This window comes from Methylobacterium frigidaeris (genome assembly GCF_022179185.1).
Classification (GTDB): Bacteria; Pseudomonadota; Alphaproteobacteria; order Rhizobiales; family Beijerinckiaceae; genus Methylobacterium; species Methylobacterium frigidaeris.
The window spans coordinates 1-16,950 of the sequence record NZ_BPQJ01000064.1 but is presented as its reverse complement, the minus strand read 5'-3'; the positions used below and the strand labels follow the sequence as shown (position 1 = coordinate 16,950).

Annotated in this window: 17 protein-coding genes and 2 pseudogenes; 10 read left to right on the top strand and 9 right to left on the bottom strand. The window is 70.4% G+C overall.

Translation table 11 applies throughout. The features are described 5' to 3' along the window. The first annotated feature begins 6 nt into the window (after positions 1–6). A complete protein-coding gene (locus MFF64_RS33265) occupies positions 7–162 on the top strand; it encodes a hypothetical protein (RefSeq protein WP_165795879.1) in 156 nt (51 codons plus the stop codon). Between the two features lie 3 nt (positions 163–165). On the opposite strand, the gene MFF64_RS33260 is transcribed toward MFF64_RS33265, so the two are convergent. The 4 genes from MFF64_RS33260 to purM all read right to left on the bottom strand — a co-directional run bounded on the left by MFF64_RS33260 (position 166) and on the right by purM (position 3,003). Beyond that, positions 166–522, bottom strand: coding sequence for a VanZ family protein (locus MFF64_RS33260; RefSeq protein WP_099908202.1), 357 nt, complete (start codon positions 520–522; stop codon positions 166–168). Positions 523–621: 99 nt separating this feature from the next. Next, a complete protein-coding gene (locus MFF64_RS33255; protein ID WP_099908204.1) occupies positions 622–894 on the bottom strand; it encodes a hypothetical protein in 273 nt (90 codons plus the stop codon). Positions 895–1,270: 376 nt separating this feature from the next. Beyond that, positions 1,271–1,930 (bottom strand): phosphoribosylglycinamide formyltransferase, encoded by a 660-nt coding sequence (gene purN, locus MFF64_RS33250; protein ID WP_099908206.1) that lies wholly within the window; start codon positions 1,928–1,930, stop codon positions 1,271–1,273. Continuing rightward, positions 1,927–3,003 (bottom strand): phosphoribosylformylglycinamidine cyclo-ligase, encoded by a 1,077-nt coding sequence (gene purM / locus MFF64_RS33245; protein ID WP_099908207.1) that lies wholly within the window; start codon positions 3,001–3,003, stop codon positions 1,927–1,929. The genes purN and purM overlap by 4 nt, the downstream gene beginning before the upstream one ends. Positions 3,004–3,092: 89 nt before the next feature. On the opposite strand from purM, the gene MFF64_RS33240 reads away from it, so the two are divergent. The 5 genes from MFF64_RS33240 (at position 3,093) to ppx (ending at position 9,676) form a co-directional block, all read left to right on the top strand. Then, positions 3,093–3,650 carry a CDP-alcohol phosphatidyltransferase family protein gene (locus tag MFF64_RS33240; protein ID WP_099908209.1) on the top strand — a complete coding sequence of 186 codons (558 nt, stop codon included), beginning with the start codon at positions 3,093–3,095 and terminating at the stop codon, positions 3,648–3,650. 96 nt (positions 3,651–3,746) lie between these two features. Beyond that, positions 3,747–4,880 (top strand): AI-2E family transporter, encoded by a 1,134-nt coding sequence (locus MFF64_RS33235; protein WP_099908225.1) that lies wholly within the window; start codon positions 3,747–3,749, stop codon positions 4,878–4,880. 24 nt (positions 4,881–4,904) lie between these two features. Beyond that, positions 4,905–5,621 (top strand): P-loop NTPase family protein, encoded by a 717-nt coding sequence (locus MFF64_RS33230; protein WP_099908211.1) that lies wholly within the window; start codon positions 4,905–4,907, stop codon positions 5,619–5,621. A gap of 124 nt (positions 5,622–5,745) precedes the next feature. After that, the gene (locus tag MFF64_RS33225) at positions 5,746–8,073 is read left to right on the top strand and encodes an RNA degradosome polyphosphate kinase (protein ID WP_238193470.1); all 2,328 of its coding nucleotides are present in this window, start codon (positions 5,746–5,748) and stop codon (positions 8,071–8,073) included. A 67-nt stretch (positions 8,074–8,140) separates the two neighbouring features. Continuing rightward, positions 8,141–9,676, top strand: coding sequence for an exopolyphosphatase (ppx, locus tag MFF64_RS33220; RefSeq protein ID WP_099908213.1), 1,536 nt, complete (start codon positions 8,141–8,143; stop codon positions 9,674–9,676). 144 nt (positions 9,677–9,820) lie between these two features. On the opposite strand, the gene MFF64_RS33215 is transcribed toward ppx, so the two are convergent. Continuing rightward, entirely contained in the window at positions 9,821–10,609 is a 789-nt protein-coding gene (locus tag MFF64_RS33215; protein ID WP_099908215.1) for an MFS transporter, read from the bottom strand. Between the two features lie 65 nt (positions 10,610–10,674). Here MFF64_RS33215 and MFF64_RS33210 point away from each other — a divergent pair, with 65 nt between their 5' ends. Then, the gene (locus MFF64_RS33210) at positions 10,675–11,076 is read left to right on the top strand and encodes a LysR substrate-binding domain-containing protein (RefSeq protein ID WP_238193469.1); all 402 of its coding nucleotides are present in this window, start codon (positions 10,675–10,677) and stop codon (positions 11,074–11,076) included. Continuing rightward, positions 11,064–11,240: a hypothetical protein gene (locus tag MFF64_RS38250; RefSeq protein WP_099908219.1), complete on the top strand. Its 177-nt coding sequence runs from the start codon at positions 11,064–11,066 to the stop codon at positions 11,238–11,240. The genes MFF64_RS33210 and MFF64_RS38250 overlap by 13 nt, the downstream gene beginning before the upstream one ends. 5 nt (positions 11,241–11,245) lie before the next feature. On the opposite strand, the gene MFF64_RS33205 is transcribed toward MFF64_RS38250, so the two are convergent. Then, complete coding sequence (locus tag MFF64_RS33205; RefSeq protein WP_099908221.1) at positions 11,246–11,647, bottom strand: SpoIIAA family protein; 402 nt, start codon at positions 11,645–11,647, stop codon at positions 11,246–11,248. Between the two features lie 31 nt (positions 11,648–11,678). Next, positions 11,679–12,200 carry an oxygen-independent coproporphyrinogen III oxidase gene (locus tag MFF64_RS33200; RefSeq protein ID WP_099908223.1) on the bottom strand — a complete coding sequence of 174 codons (522 nt, stop codon included), beginning with the start codon at positions 12,198–12,200 and terminating at the stop codon, positions 11,679–11,681. A 176-nt stretch (positions 12,201–12,376) separates the two neighbouring features. Here MFF64_RS33200 and MFF64_RS33195 point away from each other — a divergent pair. Both MFF64_RS33195 and MFF64_RS33190 read left to right on the top strand, forming a co-directional pair. Next, positions 12,377–12,589 (top strand): annotated as a pseudogene (locus tag MFF64_RS33195) (cytochrome-c oxidase, cbb3-type subunit III); the annotation flags it as partial. Between the two features lie 583 nt (positions 12,590–13,172). Continuing rightward, on the top strand, positions 13,173–14,486 hold the full coding sequence (locus tag MFF64_RS33190; protein WP_238193467.1) for a TadE/TadG family type IV pilus assembly protein: 1,314 nt from the start codon (positions 13,173–13,175) through the stop codon (positions 14,484–14,486). A gap of 595 nt (positions 14,487–15,081) precedes the next feature. Here the strand turns inward: MFF64_RS33190 and MFF64_RS33185 are convergent. Together MFF64_RS33185 and MFF64_RS33180 are read right to left on the bottom strand one after the other, a co-directional pair. Then, positions 15,082–15,797: pseudogene (locus tag MFF64_RS33185) on the bottom strand (SDR family oxidoreductase); the annotation flags it as partial. A gap of 105 nt (positions 15,798–15,902) precedes the next feature. Further along, complete coding sequence (locus MFF64_RS33180) at positions 15,903–16,601, bottom strand: L,D-transpeptidase (RefSeq protein WP_099901814.1); 699 nt, start codon at positions 16,599–16,601, stop codon at positions 15,903–15,905. Between the last annotated feature and the right edge of the window lie 349 nt (positions 16,602–16,950).

The following is a 16,950-nucleotide window of genomic DNA, read 5'->3' as shown; positions in this document are numbered from 1 at the left end:
GCAGCCATGCAGGAGGCGGTTCGCATCATGGTGCGGCCCGACGGCCGCTACACGCTCTATCGCGGCGAAACCCCGCTGATCTTCGGCCTGACGCGCGAGATGGCGTTCACCCTGGCGGAGAGCTGCGGCGTCGTCATCGAGCGGGCCTACAGCATCAACTAGCGATCACGCCTCGCCGCGGGTGCCGAGGCGGGGCCGGACCAGGCCGGCGGCCAGGGAGGCCGCCGCGCCGACGCCGCAGCCGACCACCTTGACCATCAGGTCGGCCACGCGGCCGTGCCGGGTCGGCTCGAGCAGCTGGAACGCCTCGAGGGCGCCGGCCGCCGCCACCGTCAGCACCAGCACCTGCCAGCGGTGGCGCGGATAGCCGAGGGCGAGCAGGAAGGCGAGCACCGCGAAGGCGCCGAACCGCTCGATCGAGACCGGCATGCCGCTGATCGGCCGGTACCCGATCGGCGCGATGGTCGACACCGTGATGGCGGCCAGAATCAGCCAGCCGAGATAGCGCGACGCTCTGGACATGTGAGGGTGATCCGTGCGGGCCTCGCGGCCCCGGGCTGTCGAATGACGCGAATGCCGGTGCCAGATCGCGCCGTGCTCCGCAATCCTGATGCGAAAGCTTTAAGGTTCCGTCCGCGGGGAATGCGGCACCGTGACCTCCGCCGCCTCGGCGGCGCGGCCGGCCGGAGGCGCCGGTCCGGCGGGCGCGCGGTCCCGCTCTCCGGGATCCGGATCCTCGCGGCGCTCGATGGCGGCGAGGATCAGGGCCGCCTGGGCGCCGCACACCGTCGCCGTGAGGATCCCGAACACGATCGCCCAGCCGGTCCCGTACTGCAGCGTCCAGGCCACGGCGGTCAGGCCGCCGCTGATCGTCGCCGCCATGATGAAGAACATCCGGCGCCTCCGGACTCGCCCCGGTATCTGATCTATCTGAAGTTGTATTTCTTGTGAAGAACAATCCGAAGGCGAAGAATTGTCAGATCATCCTGTGGGCTTGACGTCGTGCCGCTGCCGATCGCCGATTGCATCGGTCTTCCATCCCGGCGGTCGCTGCCGCGAGCAGGCCGGCGCGGATTGATCAGCGCAAGCAGAACCCACCCGATATCCGGCGCGGCGACACGGCCGAACCATGCGGGTCGCCTCCACCACGCTCCGGGCGGAGGTGAGGAGCGACGGTGCGGGAGCGGTATGCTCGTGGCGGCCGGGCCCTTCCGGCCCGGATGCTTGCTGCCGACACTTGCCTCCGATCTCTGCCGCCCTTGCGCCGCGATCAGGCCAGGGCAGGTGCCACCAGCGCGCCTTCGGCAGCCCCGCTGCCATCAGCGAACACCACGCGGTCCCCGTCGAGGTGGGCCCGCCCGCTCGCCACCAGGGCCAGGGCCGCGGGGTAGAGCCGGTGCTCCTGCACCAGCACCCGGGCGCTCAAGGTATCCTCGTCGTCCTCCGGCAGCACCGGCACGACGGCCTGGGCGACGATCGGGCCGGCATCGAGCTCCGGCACCACGAAATGCACCGTGCAGCCATGGACGCGCACGCCGGCGGCGAGGGCCTGGGCGTGGGTATGGGTGCCGCGAAACAGCGGCAGCAGGGAGGGGTGGATGTTGAGCATCCGCCCGGCCCAGGCCTCGACGAACCAGGGTGTCAGCACCCGCATGAAGCCGGCGAGCACCAGGAACTCGACGCCGTGGCGGCGCAGAGCTTCGTCCAGCGCCCGCTCGAAGGCGGCCCGGTCGGGATAGGCGCGATGGTCGACCGCCGCGGTGGCGATCCCGGATTCCGCCGCCCGGGCGAGGCCGGGCGCGTCGGGCCTGTTCGAGGCGACGAGCACGATCTCGGCCGGGTAGTCCGGCGCCTGCGCGGCCTCCAGCAACGACACCATGTTGGAGCCGCGGCCCGAGATGAGGATACCGACCTTGGCGCGGGCGCTCATAGGGCGAGCCACCCCGCATAGGTGACCGGGCTCTCGCCCCGCGGGGTGATCTGCCCGAGGCGCACCGGCGCCTCGCCGGCGGCGAGGAGCGCCTGGGCCACCGCCTCGGCCCGGGAGGGATCGACCACCACCACCATGCCGATGCCGCAATTGAAGGTGCGCAGCATCTCGGCCTCGGCGACGTTGCCCTGGCGGGCGAGCCAGCCGAAGACCGGCGGCGCCTTCACCGCGTCGAGGTCGAGGGCGATGCCGACGCCGTCCGGCAGCACCCGCGGCAGGTTGTCGGGGAAGCCGCCGCCGGTGATGTGGGCGAGCGCCTTGATCGCGCCGGGCCCGGTCTCCTTCAGGGCCGAGAGCAGCGGCTTGACGTAGATGCGGGTCGGCTCGAGCAGCGCCTCGCCGAGGCTGATCCCTTGCGCGAACGGCGCCGGCGCGTCGTAGCCGAGGCCGGAGGCCGCCACGATCCGGCGCACCAACGAGAACCCGTTCGAGTGCACGCCCGACGAGGGCAGGCCCAGCACCACGTCGCCCGGCGCGATGCCGGCCACCGGCAGCAGCGCGCCGCGCTCCGCCGCGCCGACCGCGAAGCCGGCGAGGTCGTAATCGGCGCCGTCGTAGAGGCCCGGCATCTCGGCGGTCTCGCCGCCGATCAGCGCGCAGCCCGCCTGGCGGCAGCCCTCTGCGATGCCCCGGACGATGTCGGCGCCGATCCCCGGCACCAACTTGCCGGTGGCGTAATAGTCGAGGAAGAACAGGGGCTCGGCGCCCTGCACGATGATGTCGTTGACGCACATCGCCACGAGGTCGATGCCGATCGTGGCGTGGCGCCCGGTCTCGATCGCGATCTTGACCTTGGTGCCGACGCCGTCATTGGCCGCGACCAGGATCGGGTCCTTGAAGCCCGCGGCCTTCAGGTCGAACAGGCCGCCGAAGCCGCCGATCTCCGCATCGGCCCCCGGCCGGCGGGTCGCCCGCACCAGGGGCTTGATCGCCTCGACCAGGGCGTTGCCGGCATCGATGTCGACGCCCGCCTCCGCGTAGGTCATCCCGTTCTGGCGCTCGCCCGTCGTCATCCCTCGACCCTTCGCCTCGATCCTGCACCTGTTGCGACCGCTCTTAGCCGCTCTTGCCCGCGACCGCGAGTCGGGGCAGCCCGGAAGTCATGACGCTGCCGAAGACCTTCCCGAAGTCGCTGCCGAACCTGATCACCGCCGCGCGCCTCGCCCTGGTGCCGTTCGTCGTCTGGGCCATCACCCGGGAGGCCTGGGGCACCGCCTTCCTGCTCTTCGCCCTCGCCGGGATCTCGGACGGCATCGACGGCGTCCTCGCCCGCCGCTACGCCCTGACGAGCCGCCTCGGCGCGATCCTCGATCCCCTCGCCGACAAGGCCCTGATGCTCGCTGTCCTGCTGAGCCTGACGCTCGCCGGACTCGTGCCGGCCTGGTTCCCGGCCGTGCTGATCGCGCGCGACACGCTGGTGGTGCTGGCGGCCGGCCTCGCCCGGCTCGCCGGCCGCCCGCTGGAGACCCCGCCGCTTCTCATCGGCAAGCTCAACACCGCCGGCCAGATCGCCTTCCTGGCCTGGCTCCTCGGCAGCCGGGCCCTCGGGATCGCGGCAGGCGCGGCCGAGGCCGTCGCGATGCCGACGCTCGCCGGCTTGTCGGTGGCCTCGGCAGTGGTGCAGGGGGGCCGGGTCCTTCGGCCCAAGTCTCCGACCTGACCTTCTCCTGCTTGACCCTGCGGCGCCGTCCTTCCATCTCGGTCCGGCCGGGGCGCGACGGATTCGCGCGTGCGACGGGCTTGAACCGCAATGCCGATCCAACGCCGGGCCGCCATCACCCTGGCCGTGCTCGCCCTGCTGGTCTTCCTGCTCTACCAGCTGCGCGACGTGCTGCTGCCCTTCGTGGCCGGCGCGGCCCTGGCCTACGCCCTCGACCCCGTCGCCGACCGACTGGAGCGCCTCGGGCTCGGGCGGCTCACCGCGACGCTGATCATCCTGGCGGTCTTCCTGCTCGGGCTGATCCTGGCCCTGATCCTGGTGGTGCCGCTCGCAGCGAACCAGATCGCGGCCCTCGTCGCCTCGCTGCCGGGAATGATCGCGAAGCTCCAGGCGATCATCGCCGAGCGGGCCGGTCCCCTGATCGAGCGGGCGGGGGGCCACGGTGCCGTGCAGGAGCTGCAATCCTCGGTCGGCAACCTGATGGGGCAGGCGGTGGCCTGGATCCTCGGCTTCCTGCGCTCGCTGTGGTCGGGCAGCCAGGCGATCGTCGGCATCGTCTCGCTGCTCGTGGTGACGCCGGTGGTGGCGTTCTACCTCCTGGTCGACTGGGACCGGATGATTGCGACCCTCGACCGCTGGGTGCCGCCGCGCCACCGCCCCACCTCCCGGATGCTCGCCCGCGACATCGACGGGGCGATCACCGCCTTCATCCGCGGCCAGAGCCTGGTCTGCCTGATCCTCGGCACCTTCTACGCCGTTGGCCTGTGGCTGGTCGGGCTCAATTTCGGCGTGCTGATCGGCCTGATGGCGGGGTTCCTCACCTTCATCCCCTATGTCGGCTCGCTCACCGGCTTCCTGCTCTCCACCGGCGTCGCCCTGGTGCAGTTCTGGCCCGACTGGGTCTCGGTGGTGCTGACGGTCGGGGTGTTCCTGGTCGGGCAGTTCCTCGAGGGCAACGTGCTTCAGCCCAAGCTGGTCGGCGACGCGGTGCGGCTGCACCCGGTCTGGCTGATGTTCGCGCTCCTCGCCTTCGGCTCGCTGTTCGGCTTCCTCGGCCTGCTGCTGGCGGTGCCGGTGGCGGCGGCCCTCGGCGTCATCGCCCGGTTCGGGGTGAAACGCTACCTGGAGAGCCGGCTCTACCACGACGGCACGCCGATCCTCGACCCAGACGCGAAGGTCGCCGCGGTCACGGTGGCGAATCCCGCCCCGCCCGCCATATCGAAGCCCTGAGACCGCACGAGCCCCCGACACCGCATGCCCGACCAGCCGCGCCAGCTCGCCCTCGACCTGCCCGTCGCCCCCCGCTTCGGCTCCGAGGACTTCCTGGTCAGCCCGTCCAACGAGGGTGCCTATGCCCGCATCGAGGCCTGGCCCGACTGGCCGGACCGCGTCCTGGTGCTCACCGGCCCGCCGGGCAGCGGCAAGAGCCACCTCGCGGCGATCTTCGCCGAGCGCTCGGGGGCCGTGACGGTGCCGGTCGCCGCCGTGACGGCGGAGGCGGTGCCGGAGCTGGCCCGGGCCGACGCCCTGGTGATCGAGGATGCCGACCGGGCGGACGGCCGCGACGAGGCCGCCCTGTTCCACCTCCTCAACCTCGCCCGCGAGCGGGGCCTGAGCGTGGTGGTGACCGCCTCGCGTCCCGTCGAGGCCTGGGGCCTGTCCGTCCCGGACCTCCGCTCACGCCTGCGCCTCGCGCCCGGCATCGGCGTCGCCCCGCCGGACGAGGCCCTGCTCAAGGTCGTGCTGGTCAAGCTGTTCCTCGACCGCCAGCTCGTCGTCGATACCAGCGTGGTCGACGCCCTGGCCCTGCGCCTCGACCGGTCGCTGGCCCGCGCCCGCGACGTGGTGGCGCTCCTCGACCGGGAGGGATTGAGCCGGCGCCGGCGCATCACCCGGCCGCTGGCGCTCGCCACCCTGGCGGCTCTGGAGGGAGCGGAGGAGGGGGCGTACGACGAGGCTGACAACGTGTGAGCCCGAAGGAGCCGCGCGCGGGCGCGAACGGTTATCTCCCGCGCCCTTCACGCAAATGTCAAACTGTCGTGTCACCGGGGAAGGCTGAGAGCCGCGCCCCGGCCTCGACCAAGGAGGAGCCATCGTGTCCGACACCGCTGCCGGAGCCAGTGCTATCCCGGTCCTCGACGAGACCGAGGCGACGCCTGAGAAGGTGGAGGGCGCCCGGCGCGACGAAGCGGACATCCTCGCCAAGGGGCAGCCCAAGGCCGAGGCGGCCCATGACGCCGCCCAGCACGCGGCCCGCCAGGCCAAGGCCGAGGCGGTCGCGGCCGGCCGGGCCCTGCGCCACGAGCCGGGCCGCTACGTCAACCGCGAATTGTCCTGGCTGCAGTTCAACCGCCGGGTGCTCGAGGAGGCCTCGAATACCGGCCACCCGCTGCTCGAGCAGCTGCGCTTCCTGTCGATCTCGGCCAACAACCTCGACGAGTTCTTCATGGTGCGGGTCGCCGGCCTGCACGACCAGGTCAGGGCCGGGCTGACCGCGCCGTCGGCCGACGGCCTGTCGCCCGCCGAGCAGCTCGCCCGCATCGACGCCGAGGTCACCGGCCTCGCCCGCGACCAGCAGGGCCGCTGGCGCGAGCTGCGCGAGGAACTGCACCACGACGGCATCGACCTCGTCGAGGCGATGGACCTGTCCGCCGAGGAAGCGGCCTGGCTCGAGGATTACTTCCTCCAGCACATCTTCCCGGTTCTGACGCCACTCGCCATCGATCCGGCGCATCCGTTCCCGTTCATCCCGAATCTCGGCTCGACCATCGCGCTGACCCTGGTGCGCCCGCGCGACGCCCGGGTGCTGCGGGCGCTGATCCGCCTGCCCTCGATCATCGACCGCTTCGTGCGCCTGCCCGATCTCGGTGGCAGCGGCACCGCCCGGTTCATCGCCATCGAGCAGGTGATCGTGCTGTTCACCAGCCGCCTGTTCCCGGGCTACCTGGTCAAGGGCCAGGGCGGCTTCCGGGTGGTGCGCGACTCCGATCTTGAGATCGAGGAGGAGGCCGAGGACCTGGTGCGCCACTTCGAGACGGCGCTCAAGCAGCGCCGCCGCGGCGTGGTGATCCGCCTCGAGGTCGTCGCCACCATGCCGGAGGACCTGCGCACCTTCGTGGCCGACGAGCTGGAGATCGCCGCCGACGCGGTGTTCGTGGTCGAGGGGATGCTGGCGCTCAACGAGTTGTCGCAGATCGTCGGGATCGACCGGCCGGACCTGAAGTTCAAGCCCTACAACCCGCGCTTCCCCGAGCGCATCCGCGAGAGCGGCGGCGATTGCTTCGCGGCGATCCGCCAGAAGGATTTCATCGTCCACCACCCCTACGAGTCGTTCGACTCGGTGGTGCAGTTCCTGTCGCAGGCCGCCCGCGACCCGAACGTGGTGGCGATCAAGCAGACGCTCTACCGCACCTCGTCGAACTCGCCCATCGTCGCGGCCCTGGCCGAGGCCGCCGAGGCCGGCAAGTCGGTGACGGCTCTCGTCGAGCTGAAGGCCCGCTTCGACGAGGAAGCCAATATCCGCTGGGCCCGCAACCTCGAGAAGGCCGGCGCCCAGGTGGTGTTCGGCTTCATCGAGCTGAAGACCCACGCCAAGCTCTCGATGGTGGTGCGCCGCGAGGGCGACCGCCTGGTGAGCTACTGCCACGTCGGCACCGGCAACTACCACCCGATCACCGCCCGGATCTACACCGACCTGTCGTTCTTCACCGCCGACCCGGTGATCGGCCGCGACGTCTCGCGGATCTTCAACTTCATCACCGGCTATGCCGAGCCGGCGGAGCTGGAGCGGATGGCGGTCTCGCCGCTGACGCTGAAGGCGCGTCTGCTCGGGCACATCGCCGAGGAGATCGCGCACGCGAAGGCCGGGCGCCCGGCGGCGATCTGGATCAAGTGCAACTCGCTCGTCGACACCCAGATCATCGACGCGCTCTACGACGCGAGCGAGGCCGGCGTGGCGATCGATTGCGTGGTGCGCGGCATCTGCTGCCTCAGGCCCGGGGTTCCGGGCTTGTCGGAGAACATCCGGGTCAAGTCGATCGTCGGGCGCTTCCTGGAGCACGGACGGGTCTACGCCTTCGGCAACGGCGTCGGGCTGCCCCACCCCAAGGCGCGGGTCTACATCTCGTCGGCCGACCTGATGAGCCGCAACCTCGACCGCCGGGTGGAGGCGATGCTGCCGATCCTCAACCCGACGGTGCACCAGCAGGTGCTCGACCAGATCATGATGGCGAATCTCCTCGACAACCAGCAGAGCTGGCGTGTACTGGCGTCGGGCGCGAGCGAGCGGATCGAGCCCGCCGAGGGCGAGGAACCCTTCAACGCGCACAAGTATTTCATGACCAACCCCAGCCTGTCGGGCCGTGGGAAGGCATCGAAGAAGTCGAGTCCGCGCGCGCTCAGCCGGCGCGCCCAGCGCGCCTGACACACGAGGCCCCGGGCGGGTCCCAGGGTCCCCTCCGTCGGGCGGCGCTCCCGTCATGAGGACCTGGATGGGCCTGGATCGTACCGCCCTGAACGAAGCCGCGCTCGCCCAGATCGAGCCCGGCGCCCCCGTCGCGATCATCGATATCGGTTCGAACTCCGTCCGGCTGGTCGCCTATGCGGGCATCGGCCGGGCGCCGACGCCGCTCTACAACGAGAAGGTCCTGTGTGGCCTCGGCCGCAACGTGCTGACCACCGGCCGCCTCAACGAGGAGGCGGTGCGCCGCGCCCTCCAGGCCCTCGCCCGGTTCCGGGTCCTGTGCGACACCATGCATGTCGGCCAGGTCTTCGTCCTCGCCACCGCCGCCGCCCGCGATGCCGAGAACGGCCCGGCCTTCCTCGAGGCCGCTCAAGCCGCCTGCGGTCACCCGATCGAGCTGCTCTCCGGCCGGCGCGAGGCGGAACTCTCGGCCTACGGCGTCATCTCGGGCTTCCACGCACCGGACGGCGTGGTGGGCGATCTCGGCGGCGGCAGCCTGGAGCTCGTCGACCTGCGCGGCTCGTCGGTCGGCAGCGGCGTGACCATGCCGCTCGGCGGGCTGGCACTCCAGGATCTCAGCGGCGGCTCGCTCAAGAAGGCCCGCAAGATCGCGGCGGAAGCGCTCAAAAAAGCTGGTCCGCAGCTCGACACGCTCAAGGGCCGCACCTTCTACGCCGTCGGCGGCACCTGGCGGGCGCTCGCCCGCCTGCACCAGGCGGCGCGGGATTACCGCCTGCACGTGATGCACGGCTACGCCATCGAGCCGAACGACGAGCTGTCCTTCCTCCAGGTCGTCGAGCAATCCGACGCCGCGACGCTTGCCGCCGTCGAGAGCGTGTCGGAGGCGCGGCGCCCCCTCCTCGCCTACGGGGCGGTGGTGCTCGAAGAGGTGATCCGCTCCGGGCGTCCGCGGGAGATCGCGATCTCGGCCACCGGCGTGCGCGAGGGCCTGCTCTACGAGAAGCTCGACGCCGCCGCGCGCGCCCGCGACCCGCTGCTCATCGCGGCCGCCGAGCTCAACCGCCTGCGCTGCCGCAGCCCCGGTCACGGCCCCGAGCTGCAGGCCTGGACCGACGCCTTCATGGCGAGCCTGTCGACGCCGGAGACCGCCGACGAGCGGCGCCTGCGCCATGCCGCCTGTCTCCTCGCCGATGTCGGCTGGCGCACCCATCCGGATTACCGCGGCGAGCAGAGCCTCAACGTCATCGCCCACGCCTCCTTCGTAGGCATCGACCATCCGGGCCGCGCCTACCTGGCGGTGGCCGTATTCTTCCGCCACGAGGGCGTCGCCCCCGAGAAGGCGAGCCCGCTTTTGCGCCAGCTCGCCGGCCCGCGGCTGTTCGAGCAGGCGCGCCTGCTCGGCGCTGTCCTGCGCGTGGCCTTCCCGGTCTCGGTGGCGATGGAGGGCATCCTGCCGCGCACACCGCTGGCGATGCGCGACGGCGCGATCGTTCTCACGCTGCCGCAGGATCTGCGCGACCTTGCCAGCGACCGCCTGTCGAACCGCCTGCGCGGGCTCGGGCGGCTGCTCGGGGTCGAGGCGCGGATCGAGATCGGGACGTGACCCTGAACGCCGCCGGGGGTGACCCGGCGGCGTCTCGTGGCCGTCGGCGCTACGCGGGTGGATCGCTCGCCGCAGGGCTGCGGCCTCGGCGTCGGCGCGTCGCGACGGCCTGGGGCGCGCTCGCCAGCGCCCCGAGGGCGATCCCTAAACCCACGACTGCCGCGGCCAGCCGCCCGCCTGCCAGGCGACGGTACCGGCCGCCGAGCCGGCGCTGCCGCCGAGGAACATCGCGCCCATCAGGATCGTGTTGAGCCGCGCCCTCGCCTCGGGCTTGAGGGCAAAGACGACGTGCTGGTTGGCCACGAGCGCCGCCTGCATCGCGAAATCGAGCAGCACCACCCCGACCACCAGGGCAACCAGCGACGGCGAGAGGCCAAGCACCACCCAGGATACCAGCGTCAGGACTGCGCCCGTCGCGACGATCGGGCCGGGCCGCTGCGATCGGCGAGGCGCCCGGCGAGCGGCGATGCCGACGATCCCGAACAGCCCGGCGATGTCCGCCCCGTAGCCGTAGGGCGGCCCGGCGAGCCGGAACGCGAGGACGGTCCAGAACACCGTGAAGGCGGAGAAGATCAGCGCCTGGGTGACCGCGGCAAGGTGCAGGGCCGGGAAGTCCCGCCACAGCCCGGCGAGCGAGGCGAGGAGCCGGCCGTAGCGCAGGCTCGCGTCGGGCCGGCTGTGCGGCAGCGCGACGGCCATCAGGGCGCCGGCGGCGAGGGAGAGCGGCACGCCGAGCCAGAACATCTCGCGCCACCCGGCACGGGTGGCGACGAACCCGGCCAGCGTGCGGCTGAGCAGGATGCCGGTGAGGATCCCCGACAGGATCGTGCCCACCGTGGCGCCGCGACGCTCAGGCTGGCTAAGATGCGCGGCGAGGGGCACGATCTCCTGCGCCACCGTCGCCGAGAGCCCGACCGCCAGGGAGGCGAGCACGACGAGCCCCGGCCGGAGCGTCCGGGCGGCTGCGTCTCACCGCGTCGACAGCCTTCGGCCGCAAGGTGGTCGCGCCGACGCTCGTCGACTTCATGACGGCGCATCCGGCGCTCCAGGCCGATCTCGTGCTCACCGACAGCATCGTCGACCTAGTGGGGGAGGGACTGGACTTCGGCATCCGGATCGCGACCTTGAACGTGTCGAGCCTGGTGGCGCGCCGCGTGGACTCGAGCCCGCGCGCCTTGTTCGCGACGCCCGGCTACCTCCTGACCGGTTACGGCACGATCCCGATGACGGTGAAGGCGATGCGGGGCGGTCACGTTCATGACGAAGCCCGCCGACGTCGACGCGATCCTCGACGCCGCCGCACAGGCCGAAACACGTCGCTCAGGGCGCGCTCGCCGGCCGGCTCGCCTCCCTCACGGGGCGCGAGCGCGACGTCTTCGGCCTCGCCATCGGCGGGCTGATGAGCAAGCAGATCGCCGCCGAACTCGGCATCTCGGAGATCGCCGCCAAGGTCCGCGAGCGTCGGGTTCAAGCGCCGGGTGATCGAGCAGATGGAGGCCCGCTCGCTCGCCGGTCTCGTGCGGATGGCGGGCGAGTCGGCATCGACGTCCCGCGCCAGCGCTGACCCGTTCAGGCCTTGGCCGGTCCCGCCTCGGCGAGGTAGGCCCAGGCTGCCGCCTCTTCCGACAGATCAAAGGTCTTGGTCTCGACCGGCAGGACCGTGCCGGACAGGGTGATCATGGCGCGCGCGAAGGCTGGCGCGCCGACCACGACGTAGTTCCGGATATGCGCGACCGAACGGGCCATCACCGAGGTGGCGTAGCCGTCGAACCGCGCGCCCAGGTCCGAGCCCTCGTAGTTCGACATGATGAGCAGCATGTCGATCGTGCCGTGCGTCTTCATGGCCGCCTCGGCGATCGAGGACATCCACTCGATGTCCGGCTTGGTGATCCGGTCCTTGACCTCGAAGGCGATGAGATCGGGCCTCGGGGCCTCGCGCTGGATGATCGACCCATCGGGGCTTGCGTTCATGACGACCTCGCAACGCCGCGCAAGATAATCTTCACTCCGCGGCTCGTGGCCTGAGAACGGCCCCCGGCCGGTTTCGATCCCGCGACCTGCGGTCTCCCGCTCGCTCTCCGCGGGACGGGCGCGCACAGGCTCGGCGAGTGCTGGCCCGGCCCGCCGGACAACCGCACATGTCCTCAGGCACCGTGATGCGGTTGCCCACCCGACGCACCACCCCGAGGCGTTCCATTCCGGCGAGCGCCGCCAGCTCGCTCGCGAAGGCGGCGAGGCCGCAACGCCATGCCGGGCGGTAGACCGCGCCGAGATCGACCGCGAGGTCGCGCATCAGCCGCTCGATGACCTCCCGGCGCGGGTGATCCTCCGGCGTCGGCACGAGGCCTCGGGCGGTGGCGAGGCGGCCCAGCCGCAAGGCGTCGCCGCGGGCGGCGATGTCGAGGACATTCCGGGCGTAGCCGCCGGGCAGGCTGGAGATGGACGAGGCCCCGAAGCTGATCAGCGCGCCGGCAGCATCCGTCGTGTCGCCCTGGACGTTGCGGGAGAGCCGCCCATCCGCCATGGCGCGGGCGAGGGGATCGCCGGGCAGCGCGACATGGTCGAGCCCGACGCGGAGATCCTCAAGCGCGATGAGGTCGAGACGGTCGCGAACTACGTCCTCTCCCGGTCCGGCAAGGCTTTCGCGCTGTCCCTGGGCCCCGAGAAGGGCGCCGGGATCATTGCCCCCAGACCTGCGCCGCCTGCCACGGCGAGGAGGGCAGGGGAAATGCGGAAATGGGCTCCCCGAACCTCGCCGACACGGCCTGGCTCTACGGCTCCGCACCACAGGAGGTGGTGGCGACGATCCACTGTGGAGGCAAGAGCGCGATGCCGACCTGGGACGGGCTCCTGGATGCCGCGACCATCACGTCGCTGGCGGTTGACGTTCATGAACTCTGGGGTGGGATGTAGAGGAGACAGCCACTCTTCCACGACTTGAGATCCCGTCTGGGCAGCCGAAGTGAAAAAGCCTCAACGTCGATCCGAGGCGCGCAGGGGGCTCGGAACCCCGACGCTCAGGCAGGTGAGATCAAACGAAGTGTCGCCCGCCTTTTTCTGCACGACCAGCGGTTCTGGGTTCCAGGCTCCGCTGCGCGGCCCGGGAATGACCGGGAGGGTGTCAATCGCGTGGAGCGGGACGACCAGGGTCGGAACCCGATCAGCTCGGCTATGTGAGGCGGTGCTTACGACCTTTAACGGTGGTTAAGGCAGTGCCTGAGCCCGCCAAATTATCACCATGACAGAGCCGGGATGCACGAAAGGGCACAGTGTGGCATGCAATCAGACCCCCAAGCGGCATAATAGACGCCTTAAGTGCGAGGAAACGTATTGCTTGCCGTTTAACCAATAATATTGTCAAATCATTCAATTATGATCCGCAAGATTGTGTCGTGTAGCTATGAATAATATCCTTACGACCATCGGTTGCATAACATTGCTGAAGCGTGTGCTCAAGCAGGCTCGGAGGTTCGCTTGCGACCGCAGCGGTGCCGTCATGGTCACCTTTGCGATCGCCCTACCGGTCCTGCTGGCCTCGGTCAGCGCTGGCGTGGAGTATAGCCGGCTGCTCTACCGCAAGGCCCAGTTGCAGAGCGCTGCCGATGCCGGGGTGCTCGCCGGCGCCAATATGCTCAAGCTTGCAAATGCCGACGACGCGTCGGTGGCGAGCGTCACCCGGCAGACGATCCAGGTGCAGGCGCGCACACCCGCCGACCGCAGCAGTAGCGTCACGGCCGAGATCGGCGACCGGCGCAGCTCCGTATCGACGGTGATCGAGGAGACGGTGCCCTCGCTCATGGGCAAGCTGCTCAGCCTGCCCTCCACCACCCTGATCGTCCGCGCGAAAGCGCAGCTTGTCGGCTCGGTCCGCCTGTGCCTGCTCGCCCTTGATCCCTCCGCCAAGGGGGCGTTCGACATGGAGAAGAACGCGAAGGTCACCGCCGATGGCTGCTCTCTCTACTCGAACTCCGTGAGTCCGAGCGGCATCCTGGGCAAGGACAGCGCGACGGCCCGGGCCATGTCGATCTGCTCGGCAGGCGGCTTCGATGGGTCCAAAGCCCTGTTCACGCCGGCACCGATCACCGACTGCGCGCCGATTAGCGATCCGCTTAGAGACCGTCCGCTGCCGACGCCGGATTACAACTGCGTGATCCTGGGCCCGTGGGCCAATCCGCTCGCGAAGAAGCCGCCACCCGGTCCTCCCAACATCGTGACGGGGGCCGTCACCCTCGAGCCCGGCACCTATTGCGGCGGCCTGCGCATCACCGAGAATGCCATCGTCAGGCTTCGCGCCGGCACCTACGTGATGAAGGATGGGCCGCTGATCGTCGACAAGAAGGCGACAATGATGGGCGAGGGGGTCGGGTTCTTCTTCACTGGCGACAAGGGCGGGCTGCTGTTCGACAAGGACACGACGATCAGCCTCACTGCGCCGACGAGCGGGTTGATGGCCGGCCTGCTCATGGCGGAGCAGCGGACAGTCTCCGATCCCGTCCCGGTGCCGATCAATACCTACGTCACGCCGCCGCCCCCGCCGCCACCGGGTCCGGCGGCGCCGATGCGGCAGTACCGGATCATCAGCGACAACGCCCGCACGATGCTGGGCACGATCTACCTGCCGGCGGGCCGGCTGATCGTTGACAGCAGCCGGCCGGTCGCTGACCAATCAGCCTACACGGTCATCGTCGCCCGGCAGATCAACCTCTACGAGGGGCCGAACCTTTATCTCAACGCGAATTACGGCGCGACCTCGGTGCCGGTGCCGGACGGGGTGGGGCCGAAATCGGGGACAGCAGCCCTCAGGTCCTGAGAGAGAGTGCGCCTGCGAGGTTGCGAATGGCGAGCGATAGCCGCTGAGGTCTGCGATCGACCGTGGCTGTGTGAAAATGCAGAGGCTACAGAAGGATCTTTCCTCGCACATTCTGGCCCCAAGCGGCCCCTCGCGTGGCCGAGCTGATCGGGTTGGGACCCTCGGCCTGGCCCGGAATGAGCGGAGAGGGGTCCGCACGCCGCCACGTGGGATGAGCCCGTTCCGCTATCCGATTGCGCGAGATCAATGCCGGCAGCCAGCCGTCGGCCGAAGATAGCGGGCGCCCACGGGACCCATCCTCGTCGTCGATGACGACGAGGCGGTCCGCCGCTCGCTCAAGTTCCCCCTCGAACTCGAAGGGTATGATGGGCACCTCTAGGAGGAAGCCGCGCAGCTCCTCTGGGAGGCGGGGTTGCCCGGCGAGACGGCCGGTCTGCGTCGGACCGGATGCCTGATCGTCGATGATCGCATTGCGCGGCCCGGGCCGGGTTCCGGCAGGCGGTGGAGAAGCCGGCGGCGCCATCCTCCCGCAGGACAGGGCGGCCCTTCGGCGCCTCGACGCAGGATGGGAAGCTTTCGCGCCGGACACGGGTCCGGGTCCGAGGCGCGCCGTAGCCTCGTCCGCGGGAACGAGGGATCCCCGCTCCAACCGGGCGCCGAAGTAGCGCGCCGTCCGGTCGGCCGACACCGCCCGGCCGTCGCCGGAGGCGGCGATGCGCCGGGCGACGAAGTCGTGGAACGGGAGCCTGTCCGGCCCGGCGATCTCGATCGTCCCGTTGGCGGGCACCCCGACGGCCACCTCGGCGAGGGCCGCCGCGACGTCGACCGCGGCGATCGGCTGGAAATCGGCATCGGGCACGTCGAACCGGTCGCCCGCCACCGCGGCCTCGGCGAGGTGGCGACGAACTCGAAGAACTGCGTCGCGCGCACGATCATGTAGGGGAGGCTGGCGGCCGCGATCAGCCTCTCCTGCGCCTCCTTGGCCCGGAAGTACGCGTTCTCCTGGAGGCGGTCCGTGCCGACGATCGAGAGGGCGACGTGGTGCCGGATGCCCGACTGCCGCTCGGCGGCGAGGAGGTTGCGGCCCGACCGCTCGAAGAACTCGAGCGCCGCCGCGGGCTCGAGGGACGGCGCGTTCGCCACGTCGACCACGACCGCCGCATCGGCCAGCATCTCGGCGATGCCTTCCCCGGTGAGGGCGTTCACCCCCGTGCTCGGGGAGGCGGTGACCGCCTCGTGCCCTTCGCGCAGGAGATCGGCGGTCACTTGCCTGCCGATGAGCCCGCAGCCCCCGATCACAACGATCTTCATGCGCCCGTCTCCTCCTGAAGAACGTGCGACCACCCGTTCGACGATAGGACGAGGCAGGGGCGCGGGGTGTGACAGGCCGGGGAAAAAACTCGGCCGGCACCGATCCTAAGCTGACAGGACCACCACCTTCGTCTTGACCGGCGTGCGCTCGTAGAGGTGGATCATGTCCTGGCTCAGCAGGCCGACGCAGCCGCTGGTAATACCCGAGCCGATCGATTCGGGGTCGCTGCTGGCGTAGATCGTGTAGAGCGTATAGGCGCCGTTCTGGTAGAGATGGAGTGTGCGGGCGCCGAGAGGATTGTCGAGGCCGCCCGGCATGCCGCGGGCATATTTGGCAGCCTCGGGCTGGCGCTTGATCATCTCCTTGGGCGGGGTCCAGGTCGCCCATTCGCTCTTGCGCCCGACATAGGCGTTTCCGCTCCACCGGAACCCGTCTCGGCCAACATTGGCGCCGTAGCGCGTCGCGCGACCGCCCTCCTCGATCCGGTAGACGTAATAGTTGGCCGGATCGACGATGATCGTGCCAGGCGCTTCCGTACTGGTATACTGCACCGTGCGACGGTAGTACTTTGGATTGACCTTGCTGACATCGACCGCCGGGATCGGAAACTTCTCCGTCGGCACCGGCCCGTAGAGAGCCGACGCCTCGGCGAGGCTCATTCCGTCGGAGGTTGCGCAACCGGCCAACCCGAGCCCACCCAGGCACGCGGCCGAGCCGAACAGAAACGACCGGCGGTGCAGAAGCCCGGGCGCGACGCCGTCCCGTCCCTCGCCGGCCTCGGCGTTTGCAGTCCTTATGATCATGATTCCGGACGTCCCGTATTCCGTTATCCGACGAGAGCGTGCCGCGGCACTCGGCCGCCGACCATCGTCGCCGGGCGGAGCCTGCCGTTCTACGGCTCAGCTGGCAAGCGCGAAGCGCCGCTGTCGGAGCCGTTCCAGTCTACGACCGGATCGAGCCGGCCACCCGTCCGACCGCGAGGGGCCGTCGGCACGATCATCCTGGCGGGCACTGGCTCGATCCCGTCCCCCGGGCGAGGGGAGGGGGTGCGCGCCGGCATCGGTCAGACTGAACTGGTCGGCGACCCGACGCGCACCGTGGTTGACAGGCGAGCCGGCTACCCTTAAACGACCGCTCACCGACGGGGCGCCG

Excerpts from the sequence above, each read along its gene's own strand:
- MFF64_RS33265 (WP_165795879.1), top strand. The coding sequence starts at position 7 with ATGCAGGAGGCGGTTCGCATCATGGTGCGGCCCGACGGCCGCTACACG.
- MFF64_RS33260 (WP_099908202.1), bottom strand. The coding sequence starts at position 522 with ATGTCCAGAGCGTCGCGCTATCTCGGCTGGCTGATTCTGGCCGCCATC.
- MFF64_RS33255 (WP_099908204.1), bottom strand. The coding sequence starts at position 894 with ATGTTCTTCATCATGGCGGCGACGATCAGCGGCGGCCTGACCGCCGTG.
- purN (WP_099908206.1), bottom strand. The coding sequence starts at position 1,930 with ATGAGCGCCCGCGCCAAGGTCGGTATCCTCATCTCGGGCCGCGGCTCC.
- purM (WP_099908207.1), bottom strand. The coding sequence starts at position 3,003 with ATGACGACGGGCGAGCGCCAGAACGGGATGACCTACGCGGAGGCGGGC.
- MFF64_RS33240 (WP_099908209.1), top strand. The coding sequence starts at position 3,093 with ATGACGCTGCCGAAGACCTTCCCGAAGTCGCTGCCGAACCTGATCACC.
- MFF64_RS33230 (WP_099908211.1), top strand. The coding sequence starts at position 4,905 with ATGCCCGACCAGCCGCGCCAGCTCGCCCTCGACCTGCCCGTCGCCCCC.
- ppx (WP_099908213.1), top strand. The coding sequence starts at position 8,141 with ATGGGCCTGGATCGTACCGCCCTGAACGAAGCCGCGCTCGCCCAGATC.
- MFF64_RS33205 (WP_099908221.1), bottom strand. The coding sequence starts at position 11,647 with ATGAACGCAAGCCCCGATGGGTCGATCATCCAGCGCGAGGCCCCGAGG.
- MFF64_RS33200 (WP_099908223.1), bottom strand. The coding sequence starts at position 12,200 with ATGGCGGATGGGCGGCTCTCCCGCAACGTCCAGGGCGACACGACGGAT.
- MFF64_RS33190 (WP_238193467.1), top strand. The coding sequence starts at position 13,173 with ATGGTCACCTTTGCGATCGCCCTACCGGTCCTGCTGGCCTCGGTCAGC.
- MFF64_RS33180 (WP_099901814.1), bottom strand. The coding sequence starts at position 16,601 with ATGATCATAAGGACTGCAAACGCCGAGGCCGGCGAGGGACGGGACGGC.